17 protein-coding genes and 1 pseudogene are annotated in these 24422 nt (G+C 56.3%); 7 read left to right on the top strand and 11 right to left on the bottom strand.

All coding sequences use genetic code 11. The features are described from left to right. A pseudogene (locus BLR08_RS31445) lies at positions 1–190 on the top strand (IS110 family transposase); the annotation flags it as partial. Between the two features lie 303 nt (positions 191–493). On the opposite strand, the gene BLR08_RS18245 reads toward BLR08_RS31445, so the two are convergent. From BLR08_RS18245 to BLR08_RS18215, 7 genes are all read right to left on the bottom strand, one after another. Beyond that, on the bottom strand, positions 494–2575 hold the full coding sequence (locus BLR08_RS18245) for a beta-galactosidase (protein ID WP_072335142.1): 2082 nt from the start codon (positions 2573–2575) through the stop codon (positions 494–496). A 22-nt stretch (positions 2576–2597) separates the two neighbouring features. Then, complete coding sequence (locus BLR08_RS18240) at positions 2598–4460, bottom strand: FAD-dependent oxidoreductase (RefSeq protein WP_218131584.1); 1863 nt, start codon at positions 4458–4460, stop codon at positions 2598–2600. A gap of 75 nt (positions 4461–4535) precedes the next feature. Then, positions 4536–5900 carry an ABC transporter substrate-binding protein gene (locus tag BLR08_RS18235; protein WP_072335145.1) on the bottom strand — a complete coding sequence of 455 codons (1365 nt, stop codon included), beginning with the start codon at positions 5898–5900 and terminating at the stop codon, positions 4536–4538. 110 nt (positions 5901–6010) lie between these two features. Continuing rightward, positions 6011–6895, bottom strand: a complete 885-nt coding sequence (locus BLR08_RS18230; RefSeq protein WP_083537417.1) for a carbohydrate ABC transporter permease — start codon at positions 6893–6895, stop codon at positions 6011–6013. Further along, on the bottom strand, positions 6877–7770 hold the full coding sequence (locus tag BLR08_RS18225; protein ID WP_072335148.1) for a carbohydrate ABC transporter permease: 894 nt from the start codon (positions 7768–7770) through the stop codon (positions 6877–6879). Before BLR08_RS18225 ends, BLR08_RS18230 begins: the two co-directional genes overlap by 19 nt. Positions 7771–7905: 135 nt before the next feature. Continuing rightward, positions 7906–9516 (bottom strand): response regulator, encoded by a 1611-nt coding sequence (locus tag BLR08_RS18220; RefSeq protein WP_072335151.1) that lies wholly within the window; start codon positions 9514–9516, stop codon positions 7906–7908. After that, positions 9488–11293, bottom strand: a complete 1806-nt coding sequence (locus BLR08_RS18215; RefSeq protein ID WP_072335154.1) for a sensor histidine kinase — start codon at positions 11291–11293, stop codon at positions 9488–9490. The genes BLR08_RS18220 and BLR08_RS18215 overlap by 29 nt, the downstream gene beginning before the upstream one ends. A gap of 196 nt (positions 11294–11489) precedes the next feature. On the opposite strand from BLR08_RS18215, the gene BLR08_RS18210 reads away from it, so the two are divergent. After that, complete coding sequence (locus BLR08_RS18210; RefSeq protein WP_072335157.1) at positions 11490–14627, top strand: polysaccharide lyase family 8 super-sandwich domain-containing protein; 3138 nt, start codon at positions 11490–11492, stop codon at positions 14625–14627. A 164-nt stretch (positions 14628–14791) separates the two neighbouring features. Here the strand turns inward: BLR08_RS18210 and BLR08_RS18205 are convergent, their stop codons facing one another. Further along, positions 14792–15823, bottom strand: coding sequence for a DJ-1/PfpI family protein (locus BLR08_RS18205; RefSeq protein ID WP_072335161.1), 1032 nt, complete (start codon positions 15821–15823; stop codon positions 14792–14794). A gap of 107 nt (positions 15824–15930) precedes the next feature. Next, on the bottom strand, positions 15931–16560 hold the full coding sequence (locus BLR08_RS18200; protein ID WP_256257749.1) for a DUF2306 domain-containing protein: 630 nt from the start codon (positions 16558–16560) through the stop codon (positions 15931–15933). Positions 16561–16746: 186 nt separating this feature from the next. Between BLR08_RS18200 and BLR08_RS18195 the strand changes: the two genes are divergently transcribed. From BLR08_RS18195 to BLR08_RS18185, 3 genes are all read left to right on the top strand, one after another. Next, entirely contained in the window at positions 16747–17340 is a 594-nt protein-coding gene (locus BLR08_RS18195; protein ID WP_072335165.1) for a TetR/AcrR family transcriptional regulator, read from the top strand. Between the two features lie 182 nt (positions 17341–17522). After that, complete coding sequence (locus BLR08_RS18190) at positions 17523–17861, top strand: antibiotic biosynthesis monooxygenase family protein (RefSeq protein ID WP_072335168.1); 339 nt, start codon at positions 17523–17525, stop codon at positions 17859–17861. Between the two features lie 241 nt (positions 17862–18102). Then, on the top strand, positions 18103–19617 hold the full coding sequence (locus BLR08_RS18185; RefSeq protein ID WP_072335171.1) for a M23 family metallopeptidase: 1515 nt from the start codon (positions 18103–18105) through the stop codon (positions 19615–19617). Between the two features lie 56 nt (positions 19618–19673). Here the strand turns inward: BLR08_RS18185 and BLR08_RS18180 are convergent, their stop codons facing one another. Further along, positions 19674–21572, bottom strand: a complete 1899-nt coding sequence (locus BLR08_RS18180) for an S-layer homology domain-containing protein (protein ID WP_072335174.1) — start codon at positions 21570–21572, stop codon at positions 19674–19676. A 185-nt stretch (positions 21573–21757) separates the two neighbouring features. Next, positions 21758–22378 (bottom strand): GNAT family N-acetyltransferase, encoded by a 621-nt coding sequence (locus BLR08_RS31775; RefSeq protein ID WP_256257750.1) that lies wholly within the window; start codon positions 22376–22378, stop codon positions 21758–21760. 192 nt (positions 22379–22570) lie between these two features. Here BLR08_RS31775 and BLR08_RS18170 point away from each other — a divergent pair, with 192 nt between their 5' ends. Continuing rightward, on the top strand, positions 22571–23521 hold the full coding sequence (locus BLR08_RS18170) for an ABC transporter permease (protein ID WP_072335178.1): 951 nt from the start codon (positions 22571–22573) through the stop codon (positions 23519–23521). Positions 23522–23534: 13 nt separating this feature from the next. Then, on the top strand, positions 23535–24416 hold the full coding sequence (locus BLR08_RS18165) for a carbohydrate ABC transporter permease (protein ID WP_072335181.1): 882 nt from the start codon (positions 23535–23537) through the stop codon (positions 24414–24416). The last annotated feature ends 6 nt before the right edge of the window (positions 24417–24422 follow it).

Raw genomic sequence — 24422 nt, 5'->3', positions numbered from 1 at the left:
CGAAGCGGCCTGGGCAATCGCTCGTACGAGAAACAACGGTTTATCCACGAAATTTTGGAAGATCGCATCAAGGCGTGGAAAGAAGAAAGCTTGCATTGCTGTTGCACGAACCATACTGGTCATTGCCTATAACATGCTTAAAAACAAAGAAGCTTACCTAGAAGGCGGACCAAAAAAACGAGCAAGTTAATTATTGTTACCAACTTATAGACAGGATAAACATGGACTCATTGAAATGGAGATCCCGGGCATTGTATTGCCTAAAAACAGAAAATCGCACACTCATCTGTTTAACGTATTTTCACAGAAAACCGTATAACCCCAGTCCGGCAGGCGTCCAAAGTGAGGGAGTTGTACGAAAAACCGTATAACCCCAGTCCGACAGGCGTCCAAGGTGAGGGAGTTGTACGACGATGCCCCGCGCCCGCCAAACAACAAACAGCGGGAGCCCGATACCGGCTCCCGCTGTCCCAATCCGCCACTGTGAGCAGCCTCAGCGGGCAGCCCGCTTCAATACCCGTGCGCCGTACAGCGGCAGCACGAGCTCACCCGCGTCGAGCGTCTCGCCGGACTCCATGTCCGTATAGCGCCGCTCGTCCAGGGAGACACGCTGCTCGCTGCTGCTGAAATTCAGCAGGAATACGTAGTCGAACGTTCCGTCCGAGCGGAGCTGGGCGGTTACGCCGGCCGGCAGCTCGGTCGCCACGACTCGCTCGATCCCGGCTTGTTCGCACACGGCGGCGTAGAACGGAGCATAAAACGGCTCCGTGGCTCGTGCCGCCAAGTAATAGGCGCGGCCTTGGCCGAGATGGTGCACGGTCAACGCCGGACGTCCGGCATAAAAATCGTCGCGGTACACCGCAAGCGCCTGCGCTCCTTCGAGATGGATCAAGTCGCATAACTCATGTGCGGCGTATTCGCCGGACAAGCCGAGCGAGTTGCCGTCCACGCACGACAAGGCATTTCGGACGCCGTCATACAGTCCGTCGATTTCCTCCGACCAGATGCCAAGCGTTGTGCGCAGAGGGCCCGGGAAGCCGCCGAGATGGCATAGATCATGCTCGTTCACAATGCCGGACCAATACGTTGCGACAAATGTGCCGCCGCCGCGTACATATGCTTCGATCCGCTCGCCGGACGCGGCATCGGCCATATACATCATCGGCGCGACAACTAGCGCATAACGGGACAAGTCGCTATGTCTGTCGATGATATCCACCGGTATGCCGAGTTCCCAGAACGCCCGGTAATGCTGGACAACTGTCTCCTCGTAATGAAGCCCCATGTTGCGCGGTCCTTGCGCGTCCTTCACCGCCCAGCGGTTGTCCCAGTCGGCGATGACGGCGACCCGGGCCGGCGCCGTCGTGCCCGCGACCTCCCGCAGCCGCTCCAGCGTTTCGCCGAGCTCGGCTACCTCGCGGAATACCCGCGTGTGCTCCGTGCCGACATGATCGACGACGGCTCCGTGAAACTTTTCAAATGAGCCGCGGCTTTTGCGCCATTGAAAATATTGAATCGAATCGGCTCCGTGCGCAACGGCGTGCAGCGCCGACAGCTTGTGCATGCCCGGCCGCTTCAGCTTGCTGACCGGCTGCCAGTTGGTGGAGCTGGGGGCACATTCCATCAGGACGAAGGGCTGCCCGCCCTTCAGCGAGCGGAACAGGTCGTGGTTGAACGAGAAGAAAGCGGCGACGGCGGCCTCGCCTTCGTTATCGGCTTTATGCCACTCGGGATAAGCATCCCAGGACACGACATCCAGCAGATCGGCGAATGGCCGGTAGTCGATCCAGTCGTTCCACAACGTCAGGTTGCTCGTTACGGTCGCCTGCGGGTCGACGGCCTTGATCGGCAAAATTTCGTTCCGGCAAAAGTCGGCGCTCTGGTCGGAGACGAAACGCCGCCAGGCCAGATTCAGCCCGTGCAGCCTGTACTCGCCATGCGGCGCCGGAGATTCGATCTGCGACCATGATGTAAACGTATGGCTCCAGAACGTCGTCCACCAAGCCTGATTCAGCTCATCCAGCGTTTTGTAGGTCCGTTTCAGCCACGCGCGGAAGGCGTCCTGGCAGAGCGGGCAATGGCACTCGCCGCCATATTCGTTGGAGATATGCCAGCCGATCACCGCGGGATGAGCGGCGTATCGCTCGGCCAGCTTGGCATTGATCGTTCGGACCTTCTCGCGATAAACCGGCGAGGTCAGACAATGATTATGCCGCAGCCCGTGCAGGTTGCGCACGCGGTTGCCGCCGACGCGCAGCACCTCGGGATAGCGCTCCGACATCCAGGCGGGCCTTGCGCCGCTCGGCGTGGACAGCCACGCATAGATGCCACCCGCGGCAAGCCGGTCAAGCGTTTGATCGAGCCAATCGAAGGTAAATACACCTTCCTCCGGTTCGATGGCCGACCAAGCGAATATGCCGACGGCCATCACATTCGTGTTCGCCAGCTTCATCAGCCGGATGTCCTCGCCGAGCACCTCCGGGCTGTCCAGCCATTGATCCGGGTTGTAGTCAGCGCCGTGCATCAGCGCCGGCAGCTTGGCGCTGACCGGCGGATAACGTCGTCCTGCAGTCATGCTGATTCTCCTTCCAGCCGGCCTAGCGGCAGCTAATATCCATGATGCGGGCGTGATCCAGCCCGTTGGTGGCAAGCACCTCCAGCCGCAGCCGGCAAACGCGCTCCAGCCGGGCGGACAGTACGAGCAGCCGCTGGTAATTGTCCTGCACATGCGCGACTTGAAGGCCCGATCCGGGATCATCTTCCGTATAGGCCAACAAGCGAAACTCCTTGACGGTTTCCGGCTGAGGGCCCCAAACGATCTGCTTGAAGAGGGACTCCTCATGCGTCAGCGTTAGTCTCCGATGCATGCCGGTGTCGAATACAATCCGGATTTCCGCTATATGGACCGGCTCGGCCCACTCCAGCTCGATCCAGGGCAGCGCGTCGCCGGGCTGCGACATCCAGCGGTGCGTGCCGGGCACGGCCAGCTCGGGCCTGACGCCCCTCTCGCCATGCATGGAGCGGGTATGTCCGCTGACGATGTTGGAGGCCGCTCCATCCGGCTGTTCGGACGATGCGCGGATCGCGGTGGCTTGGCCGGCCAGATTGCCGCAGGCGGCGATTCCGGGCAGGAACGCGTCCTGGCGGATCAATTGCTGCTGCGTCTGAGCGATCAATTCGCGGTTATGCCAAGCCGCCTCCAGCGGCAGCCGCCGGCCGACGGCCATGGCGGCGAATGTGCCTGCGCCTTGGCCCATCGAGGCGCAGGTGGCCATGACTCTCGTGCTGGAAAACGCGATATGCGTAGCCGACATATTGCGCCCGGCAAACATCAGATTGTCCACGTTGGCGCTCACGAGCGACCGAAGCGGTATGCCATAGACGTAGTTGGTGACCGGCTGGCGGCAAGGCTCCTTGTCCTTCGCCTCTATGCCCTGCGGGGGATGGGTGTCCATCGGCCAGCCTCCGTACGCGATGACATCGTCAAAGTGAAACGCCTCCTCCAGATCGGTCTGAGTCAGCAGATGCTTCCCGATAAAGCGGCGCGATTCCCGCTTGCCGGGCACGAATCCAAACCAGTCCAGCGCCCAGTTTGCCGATTCCGGATGATGGCCGCTGTTTTTGATATGGTCCCAGACGCCCATCATGATCGCCAGCAGCTCGTCGCGAATCAGCTCATTGTCTGCGATAGTGTCCAGCAAGCCGCCGAACTCCACCCACCAGTAGCCGTACTCCCAGGAATCGTGGCTGCGGTAGCGCAGATCCTCCTCCGTAAAGCGCTTGGCCCATACGGGCGGTATAAACTTCATCGGCCGGCCCGTGTCGCGTGTCGTAAACAGCAAGGAGGAGCCTAACCGGTAGGAGTCTGCTTCATCGCCGGCCAGCGACTCGCCGTATTGACCGGACGATTCTCTGCCCGTAACAAAATGCGCTCCCGCTTCCTTGCCGAGACGGCCGTCTCCCGTACAGTCGACGAAGATGTCCGCAAAAATCTCGAAGGCATGCTCCGTGCTCTCCCGCGCCGCCAGCGCGGATACGATGCGGCTCCCGTCCATCGTCACGCCGGTTACGGCGGTATTCAGCCAGAGCGTCAAGTTCGATTCCGCTCTGCACTTCTCATACAGGATCAGATCGAACATCGAGGCGCTCCGCTGCGGATTGCGGATCGCATTGTCCAGCAATATTTCTTCGAGGATGCCGCCTTCCCGCGCCTCCGTCTGCAACACCGCCCCGCGCTTCGAGTGGGCCGCTCCCACGATATGCATGCGGATTTCCGACGAGGCGTTCCCGCCCAGCACGGAGCGATCCTGGCATAAGATCACCTTCGCGCCGTTTCTAGCTGCCGCCAGTGCGGCCGTTACTCCCGTTATGCCGCCTCCGGCAATTAAAATATCCGTATGGGCGGCGATTCGTTGCGTCATTCCGATTCCTCCGTTCGTCTCCCGGGTCAGTATAGTCATAGAAAAACTCCCCGCCTGCGACCGTCAAGGAAGCAGACAGGGAGTCGCCTGGAAATGATCGCCTCAAGACTCTTTTTACTTTGCCGCTTTGATGGCGTCATCCGCCCGTTTTTTGAGCGCCGCCAGCGTGGCGTCGATCGGCTGCGCGTTCATGAAGTATTTCTCCGCTTCTTCTTTAAAGGCTTTTTGAATTTCCGCCTGCGCCGGCGTTTTCGTAAATTGCTTGAACGTTACGCTCGCTTGCAGCAGCTGGACGAGCGATTCGCGGTCGATATATTTATCCGCTTTCTCGATCAACAGGGCCGCCGCTTTGTCCATATCCGCTTTTTTACTGGAAGGCAGGCGTCCGCCCGGAATCATATCCATGTTGCCTTCCGTCAAGTACCACGCTAAAAACTTCATCGCCGCTTCTTTGTTTTTGCTTTTCGGATTAATCAGCATATGGTCGCCCAAGCCGCCCGAGTTGACATTGCTGCCTTTCTCATACTGAGGGATCGGCGCAAACGCTACCTTGAAGTTGCGGTTCGGATACGCTTGCTCATCCTTGATGTAGCGGATCAGATACGTGCCGGAATGCGCCATGGCGACTTTGCCGTTCAGCAATTCGTCCTGCGGCTGCAGCTTGTTCATGGACGCTTCCGAGAACGGGTAGGTCGCTTTGGCGTCGATCAGCGACTTTTGCAGCTCCAGCCCTTTTTTGAACGCAGGCAGCGACAGGAAGGTCGAGAGGTTATCGTCTCCGTAGTAGACGTCTGTCGGCTTCTGTGTCATGGCCATGTCGTAAGCGATCGGCTCCCAGGCCGGATTGAAGTAAACGCCGTATTGGCCCGGTTTGGTCAGCTTTTTGGCCAGCGCGGCGAATTCATCCCAGGTCCACGAAGCCGGAACCTTTTCGCCGATCGCATCCAGCGACGCCTTGTTGAGAAGAATCATCTGGTAGCTGCTTGTCGCCGGCAAATAATACACTTTGCCATCCGTTTTGCGAATGTTGTTCAGGCCGATAATTTCATCGATGTTGAAATTGGCTTTCTTGGCCAATTCATCGAGCGGCTCCGCCATGCCGGCTGTAATGCGGCGGTTCAGGTTGGCGTCGCTGTACGTGATGTACAAATCCGGCGCGTCGTTGGTCGAGAGCAGCGCCGTGTCCAGCTTCGTGTTGCCCGATTCGTCGTTGACGAACCGGACGTATTCGACCTGGATGTCCTTGTTCGCCTGGTTCCATTTGTCGACGACGGTTTGCGGGCCGGACTCCGGCGGAACCCCGCCCCAGAACCGCAGCTTAACCGGCTCCGCTGTTTTGGGCGTTTCCGCCGGAGCGGGACTGCTCGATCCCGGCGCAGGGTTCCCGCTGCTCCCGCTATTGCCTCCGCTGCTGCAAGCGGTGAGCACGGTCGTCAGTACGAGGGACGTGGACATGAGAACCTTGAATTTCTTGTTCATTTTTAAACCCCCCTGAATATAGATGGTTACCTTTCAAGTAAAGTTATAACAATATGGAGCTGTGAAGCCCATGGCATTTTCTTTTGACCTGCTGTCATATTCTCAGAATGTTAGCCTTTGAGCCCCGTATTGGCAATTCCTTCGACGAACCAGCGCTGGCATATCGAGACGATCACGATAAGCGGGGCAAGCGCCGAGCAGGAGGCGGCCATAACGAGCGGATAATTCGTTCCATTCTCGTCCATATAGCTGGACAATCCGATCGGAATCGTGAATAAATTCCGGTCCCTGAGCAAGATCAGCGGGTTTTCGTATTCGTTCCAATGCCAGGTGAAGGCGAGAATAATGAGCGTTACGATCGCCGGCTTCGTCAGCGGCAGCGAGATTTGCCAATACAGCCGCCAATAGCCGGCCCCGTCCGCCTTGGCGGCCTCGAGCAGCTCGGTCGGAAGCGTGCTGAAAAACTGCCGCATCAGAAACGTGCCTAACACCGTGAACATGCCCGGCAGGATGATCCCGAGATGCGTATTCACCAGCCCCAGTTGATCGAACATAATAAAGCGGGGCACGAACAACACCTGCTGGGGGATAATCATGGTCGACAAGTAGACGAGAAATATAAGCTCCTTGAACTTGAATTGCAGCTTGGCGAAGGCGAAGCCGGCCAGCGAGCTGGTCGCGAGCGTTCCAACCACCTGCAGAAACGTGATCTTGATCGAATTGACGTAGAAGACGCCAAACGGAACAGTGTCCGTCCAAACCTTGCGGTAATTATACCAGTCCCATTTTTCCGGAATCCACTGGATCGGATAGCGGAAGATGTCGGCGGCATTTTTAAACGAGGCGGACAGCATCCACAGGAAGGGAAGCACCATCAGGACGCCAATCGCCAGAAAAATAACAGTCATCAAGCCTTTGCCCAATTGCTCTTTTCTCCATACGGCAGAGGTACGGTTTTTGACGGGGGTGCTCGGAGCTAAAATTGATTTTGCCATTTTTTCTGAGTCCTCCATTGAATCATGGTTACGGCGAAGATCACAAGGAACAGCACCCAGGACACGGTTGCGCCGTAGCTCATATCCCTGAATTCAAACGCTTGCGTGTAAATGTAAAGGGCCAATACCGCCGTCGAATGCATCGGGCCTCCGCCCGTCATCACTTGCACCGACGCGAACACCTGGAACGAGGCGATAATCAGCGTGATCGCGATCAGGAAGCTGGTCGGTTTCAGGAGCGGCACAGTGACGGATAAAAACCGCTGCAGGCCGGATGCGCCGTCGATGCTCGCCGCTTCATACAAGTCCTTGGAGATGCCCTGCAGCCCTGCCAGATACAGCACCATGGCATAGCCGATGTACGTCCATATCGTCATGATGATAATGCCCGTCAGCGCCCAATCGGGGCTGGCCAGCCAGCCTGGCGGATTGTCGATGCCGACCGACTTGAGGAAGGCGTTGATCGGACCTTGCGACGAATGGTACATCACGCGCCAGACGACGGAGATGGCGACCAGGCTGCTCATATACGGGAGGAAAATCAGCGTGCGGAGCAGACTTTTCATATAGACGTATTTGTTCAGCACCGAGGCGAATGCGAGTCCGATCAGCATGGACGCGGGTACGCTGACGATGGAAAAGATCAGATTGTTTTTGAGCGATTTATAGATCATCTCGTCCTGCAGCGCTCTGGTGATATTCGCCAACCCGTTAAAGGCTAACCCCTGCAGCCCCTTCAAATAGTCCCAGTCGGTGAAAATCAGCACGAAGCTGAACAGCAGCGGCAGCAGTATAAAACAGACAAACCCGAGCGCGTTGGGCAAAATAAATAAATACCCCGCTATATTTTCCTTGCTTTTTTCCGATAATCTCATGGTCTCATCCCCTCCAGTTACAGTATAGGATCCAATCCCCGGCACATGAAGGTAAAAAACTAAGCTAAACCCGTCAAATCCTGTGCTTCTCAACAAAAAAACTCCCCGGTTAACGGGGAGGTGGGGCAGCCGGTCTTATTTGCCGAGGCATAGCTTGCGAAATTCCGCGGGAAACATGCCTTCGATTTTTTTGAAATATTTGCTGAAATGATTGGGATCGCCGTAGCCGACCATTTCCGATATTTCGTAAATTTTGTAGGCCGGGTCCTTCAGCAGCTCCCGGGCTTTTTCCATGCGCACGTTCGTCAGATAGTCGACAATTTTGGAGCCGGTTTCCTTGCGGAACAACACGCTCAAGTAGTTTTCGGCAAAGCCGACCCGCTTGGCGATCTCGGATACTTTCAGCGGCGTGTGATATTCGTTGCGAATGATTTCGAGCACGTGCTGAATTTCCGGCCTGTATTTGACGCCGGCCGCATCTCTGGCATAGGCCGTCGATTGCTTGAGCCAGCCGGTCAGCCAGACGCGAATCTCGGACAGCGTCTCGCCGTTGCGGACGACCTCGAACGGATAGCGCCCCTCGTAAGCGGGCATCGCATACAGGTTCGTGCCTGCGCGCTCCAGCACGTTGTTAAACACATACAGCAGATGCAGCAGCTCGTCCCTTACAACCTCGGGCTGCACATAGCCGGAAGCCGTCCAACGCTCGAACCAGCGCTCGGCCTCCGTCACGATGGCGTCATCCTGCTTCGTCTCCAGCAGCTTCAGCCATGCCGCGGCGTCCGCCGTCTCGCTGCTGCGGGCCGTCTCCTCCGCCGCGGGCGGGGGAGGCTGCCCGCCGGCAAAAATCAGCGCCCCGCTTCCTCTCAGGAAACGCTGCTGCAAGGCCGACCTGGCTTCGCTATAAGCCGGATACAAGCTGCCCAGCCCGTTATGCGTCTGCGAGATGCCCGCGCTGATCGAGATTTTGATAAACGTGCCGGTCACCTCCTGCATCTGCTGCAGAAGGTTCGGCGAGATATCCGAGGAGATGAGGGCGAAGTAGCCGCTGCTGATCTCCACAAGCTCCCCCGTTCCATGCTTGCGCATGATTTCGTCCAAGACGTTGGCGACCGTGTAGCTGAGCAGCTGCTCGCTCTCGAACCGGTTTTCCTCCAGCACCCGCTCGTAGCGATCGATCCCGATCAGCGCGACGCAGTAGCGGTCAATGTCGAATTCGAATGCGACATCGGCTGTGGCGCTGTCCAGCTCGACCTTGCTCGTATGCTTGGTCAGCAGATTGCGCAGCAGCGCCGCCTTGGATTCGCGATCCAGCCGATCCATCCGAAACGCCGTCCGATGCTGCTCTGCAAGCAGCAGCTCTTCCTGGCGTATTTCCTCCTGGAGACGCACGCACTTCTCCAGCAATTCTTCGGGGACCCAGGCCAGCTTCAGCGAGTAGTCGACGGCTCCGAGTCTTAATGCCTGCTGCACGTACTCAAAGTCGTTGTGGTTGGACAAGATCAGGCATCGCGTCTGCGGCCACTGCTGGCGGATGCGGGAGATCAGCTCCAGGCCGTCCATATCCGGCATGCGAATATCCGTCAGCACGATATGACATGCCAGCCGCTCCAGAATAGCCAGCGCCTCTTCTCCGCTTTGCGCCTCGCCCACGATCCGGAAGCCGTGCTCCGTCCAGGGAATCAGCGTTTTGAGCGAGAGGCGCACCAATATTTCATCATCTACGATCAAGATGTTCGTCATCATCCGGCGGCTCCTTCCTGAGCGGGAATAACACGAGCGTCTCCAGTCCGCCCGTCGGCATATTGCGAAGCTTGATTCCGAAATCCGGCCCGAAATGAAGCTTGATCCGGCGGTCGACGTTCGACAGGCCGATGCCGCTGTATTTGGCATGAGACATCACCAGCTTGCTCTGCAGCTCGGCCAGCTTGTCCTCCGCGATGCCGTTTCCGTTGTCCCTGATTACAATTTGCAGCTGCCTGTCGGCGATTTCGGCATCAACGGTAATATGCAGCGGCATGCGCCCGCCGTGGATAATACTGTTTTCGATCAGGGGCTGCAGCGAGAACTTGAGCACATACAGCTCCTGCAGACCGGGCGGCACATGGACGTCGATGCGGATTTGATCCGGATAGCGGATTTTCTGCAGGGACATGTACAGCTCCAGGTATTCGACCTCCTGACCGAGCGTCACGAAGCGCTGATTCATCTTCATCGAAAATTCCAGCAGCTTGCCGAGCACCGTAATCATATCGCTGACGTTGCGGTTGGTTTGGGACAGCATCGCCATCAGCTTGATGGAATTCAGCGTGTTAAACAGAAAGTGCGGGTTGATCTGCGCCTGCAGCGCCTGGAAATGAGCTTCCTCCTTCTGCTTCTGCTCGGTCTCCAGCCGGTGCAGCAGCTCGCGCAGCCGGACTACCATGCGGTTGAAATTATTGCCGAGCAGCGCAATCTCGTCATTGCCCTTGACCGGCACGGATGCCTGGAAATCGCCCGTCCCGACCTGCTTCATCGAGCGGAGCATCGAATAGATCGGCTTGGTAAAGCGGATCAGCAGCAGGACAAAGACGAGGATGCTGAACAGAAACACGGCGAGAATGGACAAGATCGACTCATTTTGCTTTGTATTCAGCTGCGTCAGGAAGTCCTCCTGCGGAATCAGGCTCACCACGGCGACGCCGATCTCCGTAACGGACGATACGTTGGCCATATAGGTCCGGCCGTCGTAGCTCAGCTGCTTGACGGCTTCGACTCCCTGACGCAGCTCGGCGACCTCGGGCTCGGTCAATGTCCGGACCGGCTCTCCTTGCAGGTCAGTCAGAGCGTGCTGCTGATCCCAGAGCAGCAGGGGATAGGCATCCTTGCCCGGGTTGTTCACATTCGCGAACACGGATTGGACGGGAACGCCGATAAGGGCCGCGCCGAAGTCCGATTTGTCGCGAAGCGAGCGGGACATGGCGAAGTACCCGCCTTCGCTGCCCACGCCGGTGCTGCCGATGCGCGGGTCGAGATGAAACGGGAGGATCCATTGCGGGAAGCCGCCGCTTTGCTTGCCCCGGGCATACCAATCCTCCCCAATCAGCAGCGGGTAGTTTTGTTTCATATCGAAGGAGTAGAGGGTAGAGACGGCAAGCCCCTGATAGTCCGCATAAATCAAAAAAGCGCTGCTGTCGAGCAGCAGATCCCGGATCGTCGTCATTCGCCGCTGCAGCAGATGCACCTTGGCGTAGTCGGCGTAGTCCTCTGTCCAGTCCGACAGGCCGCTTCCGTAGTATTCCTGAAAATCGGTTTCCAGCAGGAACAGCGCCTTGCTCATCCGCATCGCTACATCGTTGACCGATTTGGCGGAGCGGTCGGCAAGCTCCTGATTCGCCTGATTCACTTCCCGCACGATCACTTCCTTGGAGGTATAGGCGAAATTCCAGAAAATCAGCAGGGTGGGGATAATGACAAACAACAGTAGCGAAATTACCAGCTTGCCGCGAATCGAATGAAGAGGGTTCGATAACCGCCTCAACATGATCTCCCCTCCCTTGTGCGTTCGTAACGAGTATAGTGCCCCGTTCGGGAGAAAATCAAGCCAGGATGCCAACAGCACAGAACTTCACGGTTTTTGCTGAGATAATCCCCTTTCGGAGGCGGCCGCTTTTTCCTTATAATCGCAACAGACAAGCAGCAGGATCTCCAGCAAATCAAGCCAAGGGAGTGATCATGAATTGTCGATCAAAAAAATTGTAAGCGCTGCACTGATGCTGACCATGCTGCTGATGCTGTTCGGGACGGTGTCGCCCAAGCCGGCTTATGCCGCGGATGAATTCGACAGCCTGCGGGAGAAATGGAAGGCGCTGCTGACCGGCGGAAGCGGCTACAACGCGTCCGATCCGGATATTGCCGCCCAGCTAACGGCGATCGCGGACAAAGCGCAAGCCAATTGGGACGCGATGGATAAAACGCCGGGCAGCTACTTGTGGAGCGATCTTGCCAGCGCGACGAGCTCCGCCCAGATTACGAGCGGGTACACCCGGCTGAGAGAGATGGCGCTTGGCTATGCCTCCAAGGGCTCGGCGCTTTATCAGAACAACGCTCTGAAAAACGATATCCTGATCGGGCTGGACTGGATGTACGCCAACCGGTATAACGAGAACAAAACGACCTACGGCAACTGGTGGGATTGGGAGATCGGCGCGCCGATGGCGCTGAACGACACGGCTGTCCTGATGTATGATCAGCTGACGCCGGCCCGCATCGCGAATTATATGAACGCGGTCGGACATTTTCAGCCCACGGTGACCATGACCGGAGCCAACAGGGTATGGGAGTGTACCGTTATCGCGCTGCGCGGCATTCTCATCAAAAACAGCGCCGAGATTACTAAGGCCCGCAACGGAATTGGCCCCGTGTTTAACTATGCGACTTCCGGGGACGGCTTTTATCGCGACGGCTCGTTTATCCAGCATAACTTCTACTCGTATAACGGCGGATACGGGAGAGCGCTGCTGTCGGATTTGTCCAAGGTGATGTACGTGCTTGAAGGCTCGGAGTGGGCGGTTACCGATCCGGACAAGAAGAACATGTACAGCTGGGTGTACGATTCGTTCGAGCCGCTGATCTATAAGGGCGCCATGATGGATATGACCAGAGGGAGAGAAATTTCGAGGCATTACCAGGAAAGTCATCAGGCGGGCCATGGCGTCATCCAGGCCATCCTGAGAATCGCTCAATTTGCTCCGGCCGAGGAAGCGGACAGAATGAAGCGGATGGTGAAGAGCTGGGTGCAGCAGGATACGTTCAGAAACTTTTTTGCCGCCGCCCCGATTCATTCGATTGTGCTGGGCAAAAGCGTCCTGAACGATGCCTCTGTCATCCCGCGCGAAGAGCTGACCGGATACCGGTTGTTTCCCGCCATGGATCGCGCCGTGCAGCTTCGCCCGGGGTTCGGCTTCGCCATCAGCGCGCATTCAAGCCGGATCGCCAATTACGAGTCGTTCAGCAACGAAAATCTGAAGGGATGGTATACGGGAGAAGGGATGACATACCTGTACAACGGGGATTTGGGACAGTTCAGCGACGGATTTTGGCCCACTGTCAATGCGTACCGCCTCCCCGGCACAACCGTTCAGCAAAACACAACCGTAGGCCCGGCCTTCAAAAGCACGAAAAACTGGGTGGGCGGCACGGAAATTGCGGGAACATTCGGCAGCATGGGGATGGAATTGGTAAGGTCAAGCTCGCTTTCGATGAAAAAATCGTGGTTTATGTTTGATGATGAGATTGTGGCGCTGGGAGCGGGAATCTCGGGCACGAACGGGAAAACGATCGAGACGATCGTCGACAACCGCAAGCTGCAGAGCAGCGGCGGCAATACGCTGACGGTCAACGGCAGCGCCAAGCCGGCGACGCTCGGCTGGACGGAGAATATGACCGGCGTCCAATGGGCCCATCTGACGGGGAACGTATCCGGAAGCGATATCGGCTACTACTTCCCGGGCGCCGCGAATGTCAGAGGGCTGCGCGAGGCCAGAACGGGGGCGTGGAGCGACATCGACGCCAGGGCCACCACGCCGACAACGCCGATGACGCGCAACTATATGACGTTATGGTTCAACCACGGGGTCAACCCGGCCAATGCCGCTTATTCCTACGTCTTGTTGCCAGGCAAGACGGCGGCGCAAGTGGGCGCGTATGCGGGCAATCCGGACATCACGGTGCTGGAGAATACACCCGATGCGCAGGCGGTTCGGGAAAACACGCAGCAAGTCACAGGCATCCACTATTGGAATGATACGGTTAAGACGGCGGCGGGCGTGACCAGCAATAAAAAAGCCGCCGTCATGCTCAAGGAGACGTCGGGAGGGCTGGAGGTTGCCGTATCCGATCCGACACAGGCGAACACGGGAAGCATTCAGCTTGAGCTGAACCGCAGCATGGGCGCCGTCGTCCGCGCGGATTCGGGTATCACGGTGACGCAGCTGTCCCCAACGATCAAGCTCAGCGTGAACGTGAACGGGGCCAAAGGAAAAACGTTCAAGGTTGAATTTAGCTCTGATGATCCCGGGGAATTTATCGTTGACAATACGGCGGCGGAATTAACGGGAACATGGGTTTCGTCGACGGGGCTGCCTAACTACTATGGCTCGGATTACTTGTACAAGCATACGGGTACGGGAGCAGGAAAGGCGATCTGGCGGCCAACCTTGTCCTCCGCGGGCAACTATGCGGTCTACTACCGGCTGCCGGACGGCAACTCGGGGCGAGCGACGAACGCGCCGTTCCGTATTCAGTACAACGGCGGCTCGAAGCTATATACGGTGAATCAGCAAACGGTTCCGGGCGGATCCTGGATCTTGCTGGGCACACATCCGTTCTCTGCGGGGACGTCAGGCTATGTGGAGCTTACGGACAATGCCAACGGCACCTATGTCATTGCCGACGCCGTCAAGTTTGTGAAGCAGCCGGAGATCGTGATCGACAATACGGAGGCGGAATTAACGGGAACATGGGTTTCATCGACAGGGCTGCCTAATTACTATGGCTCGGATTACTTGTACAAGCATACGGGTACGGGAGCAGGAAAGGCGATCTGGCGGCCGTCCTTGTCGTCTGCAGGCAGCTACTCGGTGTATTACCGGCTGCCGGACGGCAACTCGGGCCGAGCGACGAACGCGCCGTTCCGCATCCACTATAACGGCGGCTCGCAGCTCTACACGGTGAACCAGCAGACGATTCCGGGCGGCTCGTGGATCTTGCTGGGCACGCATCCGTTCTCTGCGGGGACGACGGGCTATGTAGAGCTTACGGACAATGCCAACGGCACCTACGTCAATGCCGATGCCGTCAAGTTTGTGAGAAATTAGCGGCAAATTATCGCCTCATCGCCTCATGGGGCGATAGAATAGCCATCCGGCCACAATGCGATTAATCCACGCGTTGTGGCTTTTTTTCTGCCCCTTTCACCATCCGCCGCGATGAACGCGGCTGAAGCCGGCATTTAAGCCAAGCCTGCTTGCTTCCCTGTCGGCTACTCCTTCCTGCGCGTTCCCTGCACCCTGGAAGAAGGCAGCATGCCCGCCTTGGCCGTTCCGGTTAACTGCTCTTCTTGAACGGTGGCGGTAAATTTCAAGTTCAGGCGCATTGGTTTTCTGATGCTTAATGACCAGGCCATTCGACCGTTTTCGATGCGCGGGTCGATCAGGTCGGCGATCTCGTCCCCTTGACGGCATGTGCCGCGAATTTTGCCGTTTGCCGCTGTGGCGACGGTCATCTCGACGGAAAGTTGGCCGAGAGGCGTAGCGATGGCGAGGTCCCATATACCGTCGAAGGCATGAGGGGAGGAGGCTTGGGGGAGAGGAAACGATGCATCGGATAAGGCTTCGTCAGGAGCGGCTTGCGCTTGTTGAGCGGCAATCGGCGCCATTCCGGACGCATGCCAGACTGTGCCTCTTCGCTCATATTCGAACAGCTTCTCGACAGCGTGCGAGATTTGCGGCCCAAGCTCGCGTTCCACTAAATACAAGGCGACGTCGAGTCCCGAGGTCACACCGCCTCCGGTTACAAGCCGGCCGTCCACGACGACCCTGGCGGGGACGGGCCTGGCTCCGGTTGCCTCCAGCGCCTCCATCCCCAGGTAATGGGTCACCGCATACCGATTCTCCAGCAGTCCGTCCATGGCCAGCAGCATGGTGCCTCCGCAAACGGTCGCGACGGTCACGTCATTCCGAGTCATGGCTTCCCTGAGAAAGGGCATCAATGCGGTGTCTGTCGCTTGCCGCAGTCGGGTAATGACGGCATCCGGACCGGAATCGCCGAGGCCAACCGTGCCCATCGCGCCGGGAACTACCAGAAATCCCCCTTTGCCGAGCGTGATTTTTCCGTCGGCGAGAAGACCTGGGCCGTTCATTCCGCTGGGCACTGTTCTTGAGCCTTCAGCGCTTACGAAGCTTACGTTCATCCCGGCGCCGCTCAGCATCCCGGCTGCTTTAAATACTTCATATGGACCGATGACATCCATATAATCGAACCCGTCGAATAATACGATTTGAACGTTAAGCATGCTCGCTCTCTCCTTTGGATAATTAGGACCGGACCGTCCGGTTCGATTTGGAGTAAAAAATGAGTCCGAACCTCTCGTGGAATTGCCTCTAAGTCAACCACTGGCCTTTAGATCAACCACTTCTTGCGTATCGCTATTTCTGCCAATCCTCCGTTAAGCAGCATGCTTCCCCAGACGGCAAGCGCATAGGCACTGACATAGGATAGCCCGAGAGCGTGCTGGCCGATCGGCAGCAAGAGATGGATGGTCAAATTGGCGAAGGTCAGAAAGAAGCTCCGCAAAATCCATTGCGAATGCCTGACGACATCCTTGCGGCGAATGTACACATACCCGAGCCAGGTCGTCCCGAGCCAGAGGATGTTCAGCACGAGGAACCCTGCGACCGTCAAGCCTCCCGCTGCGAACCAGGAAACGTAAAGTCCGGGGATGAAGTTCAGCAGGATGGAGACGATGTAAATCCGTCCGTTCCATCGGTGCAAAGCAGGGGACTGTTGGCGAATTTTGCGGATAGCGCCGATCGGGCCTGTAACAAGCGAGACGATAGCCAGCAAAATATGCGCCCGCAGCATGAAGAGCCACAAGGAACGGTCGGCCGTGAAGGACTCCTTGAGAGCGATCAGCTTGGCGAAAGCAGGATCGGATACAAAGTTTTTGGTCAGCGTATGCGTGATCCACATCAACGCGATGACGGACAGCCAGATAACGGCTGTATGTTTCTTCTCCGTTCGATTTTTCAAATTGGTACACTCTCCTTATGCTGTTGATGTATAATAGAAAGAAAACGGACCGGACCGTTCGGTCTGAATAATTCCATTATAGGATGAGGTCTGCTAAATTTAAATAGACAATGCGAAGTGATTCTTGACAATATTAAGAATAAGCGGAACGCGAGCAGACGAAAGCCGGGCAGGAGGATGAATTTCATGAGGAAGCCGGATATGATCCGAGATCACATTATAAATCACGCGGTGCATTTATTTAATACGAGGGGCTTCGCGCAAACGTCGGTTCAGGATATTATGCAGGCGACCGGGCTGCCGAAGGGAGCCATTTACCGCAGGTTTGAAACAAAAGAAGGGATTGTGCTGGCCGCCTTTGAAAGATCAGGACAGATTCTGCAGCAGTTCTTTATCCAGGCACAAGCGGAAGGGACGAGCGCGCTCGATAAGCTGATGAAAATCTCGGCGATTTACCAGGATGCCGTTGATAACCCGCCGATTCCGGGCGGTTGTCCGCTGCTGAATACGGCGGTGGAAAGCGACGGCACTTTCCCCGAATTGCGGGAGAAGGCTGCGGAAGCGTATGGCGGCATGGTGATGTTTGTTCGGTCGATCATTGAACAAGGCATCGCTAATAAGGAGTTCAGCGCCGAGCTCGACGCTGCCGAGATGGCTTCTTTTCTGATCGATTCGATGGAGGGGGCTATTATGGCAAGCCGGCTTACGGGCAGCAACGCCCCTGTCGAACGCAATATGAAGTACACGGAAAAGCTGCTCAGGAGCTATATGATTATGTAACCGACTATTTTCGTAATATCGTACCGGGCAGCAGGCTTCATCCCCTGCCGGATTGCTCCACATTTAATCGCTCAAGGGACTTTCGAGTCCATTATCATGGAACCCTGACAAGGAATGGAATGCCGAGAGCCCCGCATGGTATAGTAAACGGATAGCATGAAAACGAAGGGAGAAGGATGAGGATGTTCATTGAGACAAAGCGGTTCATCGTCAAGGAAGGCACCTCGGATCTGGTCGTGCAGCGGTTTAGCGGCCCGGGACATATCGAGCAGTCTGAAGGCTTTATCGACTTGAGCGTTCTGGTGAAGCGGGTGCGCCGGGGCGACGAAGAGGTCACCGTGATGATTCGCTGGGAGTCGGAAGCCGCTTGGAAGAAGTGGGAAACGAGCGAAGTGCATATCCAGGGACACCGGGACAGCAGGGGCAAGCCGAAGCCGGAGCATATCATCTCGGTGGAGCATGCGCTGTATGATGTAAAGTCATCCAAAGGGGCTGCGCCAGCCGTCCCTGTGAGCGAGTAAACGGAAACAGCGGGGCAGAAGCAAAGTGAAAGCCGCCTCCTGCGGTCGCCGGTCTGGTGCAGGCCGGCACAAGCTTCGCGAAACGCGGCAAGAGGCTAAGGCGGCTCTAATCTGGAAAAACAACCGTATCCGGCGTTACAGATACGGTTGTTTGCTGTGGCCAATCGTTGTACGATGGTAGTAAGAGAAGACCGGATATTCGGCAGAGCCTGGATGGCCCGGCATAGGAGGAGAGGGTAGAATGAGCGGACAACGGGAGGGCGAGAGCCTCGGGGCAGACATGCCTCAGAAAGGAAGAACCGGCCGTGCCCGCAAACGGAAGAAGGCTAGACCGGCGCTACTGCTTACGGTCTTGTGCGCTGTGATAGGCGGGGCAGGTCTTGGGATTTATCTGGCTCTGGCTGGCGGCGGCACGCCCTCGGACAACGGCGGATTGACGGGGGCGGCAGCTAACCGGCAGCCAGAGCCTCCTTGCTGCCGGGAAGCGGTCGAGTTCCGGATGACGGATCTGGATAACGGATGGATTCGTTATACGGACGGCTTCAAAACGACGGCGGACGGCGGGATGACTTGGACGGAGACGGATCGGCTGCCGGAGGCGCAGGCAGGCGGTCTGCCGGCCGCAGGCAACGCTCCGGCTGCCGGAGGAGCGGCTTCGCCTGAAACCGTCGCGGCCCCGCAGCTGCCTGCCGGCTATGAGTGGCTGCGGCTGAAGGACGAAGCGGCGCAGCCTCCCGCCGCCACGCTGCGCTATCAGGGCGCGGACTACCCGATCAAGCAGCTGCAGCGCATGACGGACCGCATCGGCTGGGCGCTCGTGCAGGACTCGGGCGAGCTGGCCGGCAAGCTGATGGTCACCGCTGATGGCGGAGTCACCTGGCAGGCTGAAGCTGGCGAGGCGGTGCGGACGGCTATCCGCGAAGAAAAGGAGCTGTTGGCCAAGCGGCAGGAGGAAGCGGCCTTATATGCTTCCGCCGAGCAGGCGAAGCAGGCATTCCGCTCGGAGTGGCTGCTGCTGCCGGATACGGCCAGCCCGGGAGACGCCGTGCTCGTACGGCACAGCCGGGCAGGCGACATAGAGTGGCAAGGAAAGACGTACACTCTGCAGCCTTACGGCTCCGGCTACTTCACTTATTTGCCCATCGGGATGGGCGTGAAGCCCGGTAGCTATCCGATCGGCGACCAGAGTCTGAAGATCGTAGCGAAGCGTTTCGAGACCCAGTATTTGAAGGTAACCGAGGAAATGGAGAGCATGCGCCAAGACACGCAGCGGATCAACGCCGATCAGCAGAAGATCGACGCCGCGCGCAGCAAGTCGCAGCCGGAATTTCTGTTCCGCGAGCCGTTTGTCGTGCCGGTGGAAGGCAGGCTGACGACGCCATACGGCTATACGCGGTACGTCAACGGCAAGCTGAGCGGCTCGCATATGGCGATCGATCTGGCGGCCAAAGAAGGCACGCCGATCCGGGCGACCAATGACGGCATCGTTGCGCTGGCGGACAGCCTTTATTTGACCGGCAACTCGATCTATCTCGATCACGGCATGGGGCTGTTCTCCCAATACGCCCATCTCTCCAAGCTGAACGTCAAGACAGGGGACCGGGTGAAGCGAGGCGACATCATCGGCCTCGTCGGCACGACCGGCTTTTCGACCGGGCCGCATCTGCACTTTACGTTCTGGGTGCATAATGTGCAGGCCAACCCGAATCAATTCATGGACAGCTCGCCGTTCCAGTGGGGCCGGAAGACACCATAAAAAAGCGGAGCATCTTCGATAGGGAAGAGGCTCCGCTTTTTGTCGATCGTTGTTAGCTATTTCTGATTTCTATAAACCGTTTCTGTGACCGTTGTTACTTTGCCGTACTTATTGGTGGCCAATACTTGAATAGGATTGGCCCCATCTGCAAGCTGGAGCGTGGTGGAGCTTGTATAGCTCTGCAGCATATCGTTCACATACACCTTGGGGTAGGAATCATTTTTGTCCGTGACCGTCCATGTAATGGAAACCGTTTTATTGGCGGTCGTACTCGGGATATGGCCAAGGATTAATTTGGGGGCGGGCGGATTGAACGTGATGGTTCTCGTCAAGGCGATTTCTTTTCCTCTGGCGTTTGTCGCCTTAAAGATCAGCGTATTTTCCCCCGGCTCGAGCACAATTGACGCGCTCGTTGTATAGGACTGGAGCTGGTCGTTGATATAAACCTTGGGAGAAGAGTCGTTTGTATCCGTTACGCTCCATGAGACATTCACCCGCTCTGATTCGGTGGTGCTTGGGATTGGCCCTACTTTCAAATTGGGCGCGCCGGTGCCGAGCGAGATCGTTTTAGTAACGGTGATGGACTTGCCTAGTTTATTTGTTGCTTTAAAGACGATGGTGTTGACGCCTTCCTCCAGGCTTATCGTCTTACTTGTCGTGTAACCGGATTGAACCTCGTCATTGACATAAACCTTGGGCGATGAATCGTTTTTATCGGACACACTCCACGATACCGTCACCGTCTGCTTGTCCGTTGTCTCCGGAATATCGGACACCTTCAGAACGGGGCCGTCGGTGTTGAACGTGATCTGTTTGGTAACCGTTGTTGTTTTTCCCAAGGAATTGACGGCTTTCACCGTGATCGTATTGGCGCCTTCCTGCAGCTCGACGGTTTTGCCGGAGCTCCAACTGCTTTGAGCTTCGTCGTTAACATAAACAACGGGATCATGATCGCCGCTGACACTCCAGGAAATCGTAACGCTTTGTTTATTCGTTTGCTGCGGGATGTCCTTCACAGTCAGTGTAGGCGCGCCTTTTTCATAACGAATTTCCTTGGTCACCGTTTTGGACTTGCCCCCGGGGATTTTGGAGACGACCACGATCCGGTATACGCCTTCTCCTTCATCGATTCTTACGCCTTCTTTAAATTGTCCTTGATAGACTTCAACTTCTCTTCCGTTGATGGTCACCGTTGCGCCTTTGGTGGTTTCGCCCGAAACATAAAAGGAATTGCTGGTGGTCGTCTCCGGCACGATAACATCAAGCTGTATGCCTGTACGGCTGTCCGTTGACGCATTTTTAATGACCCGGTGCAGCAGCGAGGCCACCTCTGCGCGGGTTACCTGCTTGTCGCCTCTGAACGTGCCGTTGGGATAGCCGTCGAAAAGCTGCTTTTCTACAGCAAGGGCTACATAAGTCCGCAAGTTGGGAGAAATGCTTCCAAGGTCGTAGAATCTTCTTTCCAAAATTTTATTGTCCTGCAATTCATCCGGCTGATAACCCAATGTCTTCACCAGCGCGACCGCGACATCCTCTCTTGTTGCGTCGGTTGTCGGATTAAAGATGGCTTTGCCTGAAGGAGGATAATAGCCGGTCAGAAAATCCTTGGAGGCTTCTATGTAGGGAAACGACCATCGATCGGGAGAAACATCATAGTAGGTCTGCGCGGAATCGGTGCCGGGCAGGTCAAGATAGAACGTTTTCGCGATCAGGGCGGCGAACTCTTCCCGGGTCACGTGTTTTTCCGGTTTGAAGGAGCCGTCTTCATAGCCCGAAATGATCTGGCTCTTGGCCAAATCTGTGATTGCGCTATTGGCCCAATGCGATTCATTCATATCCACAAAGGTAATTTGCGTCACATACCTATCGCCGGAAGCATGTACCGCCGGAGCGGCAATAGCAATAAACAGAAATGCCGAAAGCATGACTTTCAAAAAGCGGAACCTCGTTGACATCCGTCTCTCATCTCCTAGTGCCATATATGATATACAGAATCTAACATACTACAATTTGCCTATATAAACCATTACTATTTAGTCGGAAAGAACTATTACTGAGTGGAGGGGGCAAATCAAAGACCGCCCGGCGATCTGCAGGGCGGTCTCTCTCAGGTAGCGGGGCTCTTTCGTTCAAGCAGCCTCTAAGACTGCTTCCACACATCCGCATACTCATCGTGTCGCTTGAACTGAACAGCGGCGTAGGAGCAGGTGGGGATGATTTTTTTGTGCTCCTTCCGGGCTTCCTCCGCCACGCGCCGCAGCAGGCGCTGAGCGATATCGCGGCCGCGGTATTCCGGCGTCACATACGTATGATTCAGCACCCAGGTGAACGAGTCGACAGGCGCATACGTAATTTCTCCGATCATGCCCTGTGCTCCGCGGATAATGAAGCCGTTCCCCGATTTCTCCACGTTCAGCTCTTCGGGCGATTCGAATGCCGCCGGCTGGTCCAGCTCTGGAGATGCTCCGCCGACCGCCGCGAGGGCGTTGGGCGCCATGGCCGAACCGCTGCTCCCCGCCGCTTCCACTTTTTCTGCGGCCGCCTCGCCCGTGCTCTTCAGATCCTCCTTGGCTTGCGCGACCGAAGCCTTCATTTCCTCGACGGAGTCCTTGACCTTGGCGATCTTCTCCTTCATATCTGCAGCGGTATCCTTTGCGACCTCTACCGTGATCTGGGCTTGTCCTTTAATCTGATCGATGGATTGCTTGATGCGGCTGATATTTTCCTTGATGCCCGTTACGTTTTCTTTTATAGTCGCCATAACTGTCTCCTCCTTAGGGTCATTCTTGTTGTTTATTACCCCGAACCGTGGCAATAGATTCAACAGGCGTAGACGGGCCTGCTCGAGTAGCAGCCAAAACCTTAACATTTCACAGTAATTCCAAACATCGTCTCATTGTGGCTGCCGCATCGGGCTTATAAAATAAAAGCAGTACGAACGAAGGTGGTGCCCATGAAATCACAGACTCTAGCGGAAGCGGACCGAAAGCCGCGCACAGCGGCCGATACACGGAAGTGGATGTTCAGGCATCGCGCTTTGTACATCATGCTCATCCCCGGCATGCTGTATTTGGTTGTCTTCAAGTATTTCCCCTTGTTGGGCAGCGTTATCGCGTTTCAGGACTATAATATTTTCAAGGGTTTTATGAACAGCCCCTGGGTGGGGGGAAAGTGGTTCGAGCAATTTATGACATACCCGAACTTGAAGCGGCTGCTTGTCAACACGCTGATGATCAGCCTGTATCAAATTGTGTTTACGTTTCCGGCGCCGATCATTCTCGCGGTGCTGCTGAACGAAGTGAAAAGCATCGTGTTCAAACGGGTCGTGCAAACGGTCGTTTATTTGCCCCACTTTCTGTCCTGGACGATCGTGTTCGGATTTGCGTACATGCTGCTGTCCGTGCAGACGGGCTTCGTGAATCAGGCTATCGTTGCGCTCGGCGGAGAACCGGTACAGTTCCTCCAGAAAGCCGAATATTTCCGGACGATCATTATTGCGAGCGGCATCTGGAAGGAGATGGGCTGGAGCGCCATTATTTTTCTGGCCGCTATAGCGGGAATCAATCCTTCGCTTTATGAAGCTGCGAAGATCGACGGAGCCGGCCGGTTCCAGCAGTTCCGCTACGTGACACTGCCGGGGATGCTGCCCGCCATCATGATATTGCTGCTGCTCAAGATCGGACATATTCTGGATCTTGGCTTTGAACAAATCTACTTATTCCTGAATCCGTTAGTACTCAGTACCGGCGATGTGCTGGATACGTATGCTTACCGGGTCGGCATTCTGGGCGGCAAATACAGCTTGACGACTGCAATCGGCTTATTCAAATCGGTTGTTGGCTTTGCGCTGCTGATGATCGCGAACCGGGCGAGCAAAGCGACTACTGGCGAAGGGCTGTATTAAGGAGGCAAGACGAATGAAAATCAAACGTTCCTTTGCCGGGACCGGCTTTGACAACCTGAACGCCCTACTGCTTGTCTTCGCCTGCCTGCTCGTGCTGGCCCCGCTCGCCCATGTGGTGGCTGGATCGCTGAGCACGACGAATGCACTGATTCACTCCCAGGTCAGCTTATGGCCTGTCGGCTTCAATCTGGATAATTACAGGCTTGTATTCCAGAACGAGACGTTTTGGCGGTCCTTTGGCGTCACGCTGTATGTGGTGTGCATCGGAACGTTCGTGAACATGGTGCTGACGGTGTTTACGGCTTACCCTCTGTCCAAAGGGTATTTAAAGGGACGCAAGCTGCTGATGCTGTTCGTCATTTTCACCATGATCTTTCAGGCGCCGATGATCCCCTCCTACTTGCTGGTGAAATATTTGGGGATGATCGACAGCTTGTGGTCCTTGATCGTCCCGGGAGCATTGAGTGTATTCAATATGATTTTGTGCATTACGTTTTTCCGGTCGCTTCCGGAGGAAATGTTCGAAGCGGCGCGAGTGGACGGGTTATCGGAATACCGCGCGGTGTGGCAGATCGCTCTGCCCCTGTCGATGCCGATCATCGTAACCTTAATCCTGTTTTACGCCGTGGCCCATTGGAACAACTATTACTCGGCCTTGCTGTACATTACGGACCCCAAGCTGCGCCCGCTGCAATTATATTTATACATGCTGCTCACCCAATACAATACGAACGACGCCCAGTCCTTTATGAGCAGTATCGTGAATACGGACGTTTCCCCGCAAGGGCTGCAGATGGCTACCATCGTGGTGGCGACGCTGCCTGTGCTGTTGATTTATCCTTTTGTGCAAAAACATTTTATTAAAGGCTCTCTGCTGGGATCGTTGAAAGAATAAAAAAAG

The sequence above is a fragment of the Paenibacillus sp. cl123 genome, from assembly GCF_900101595.1.
Taxonomy (GTDB): domain Bacteria; phylum Bacillota; class Bacilli; order Paenibacillales; family NBRC-103111; genus Paenibacillus_G.
This window is presented reverse-complemented; position numbering and strand designations above follow the sequence as displayed.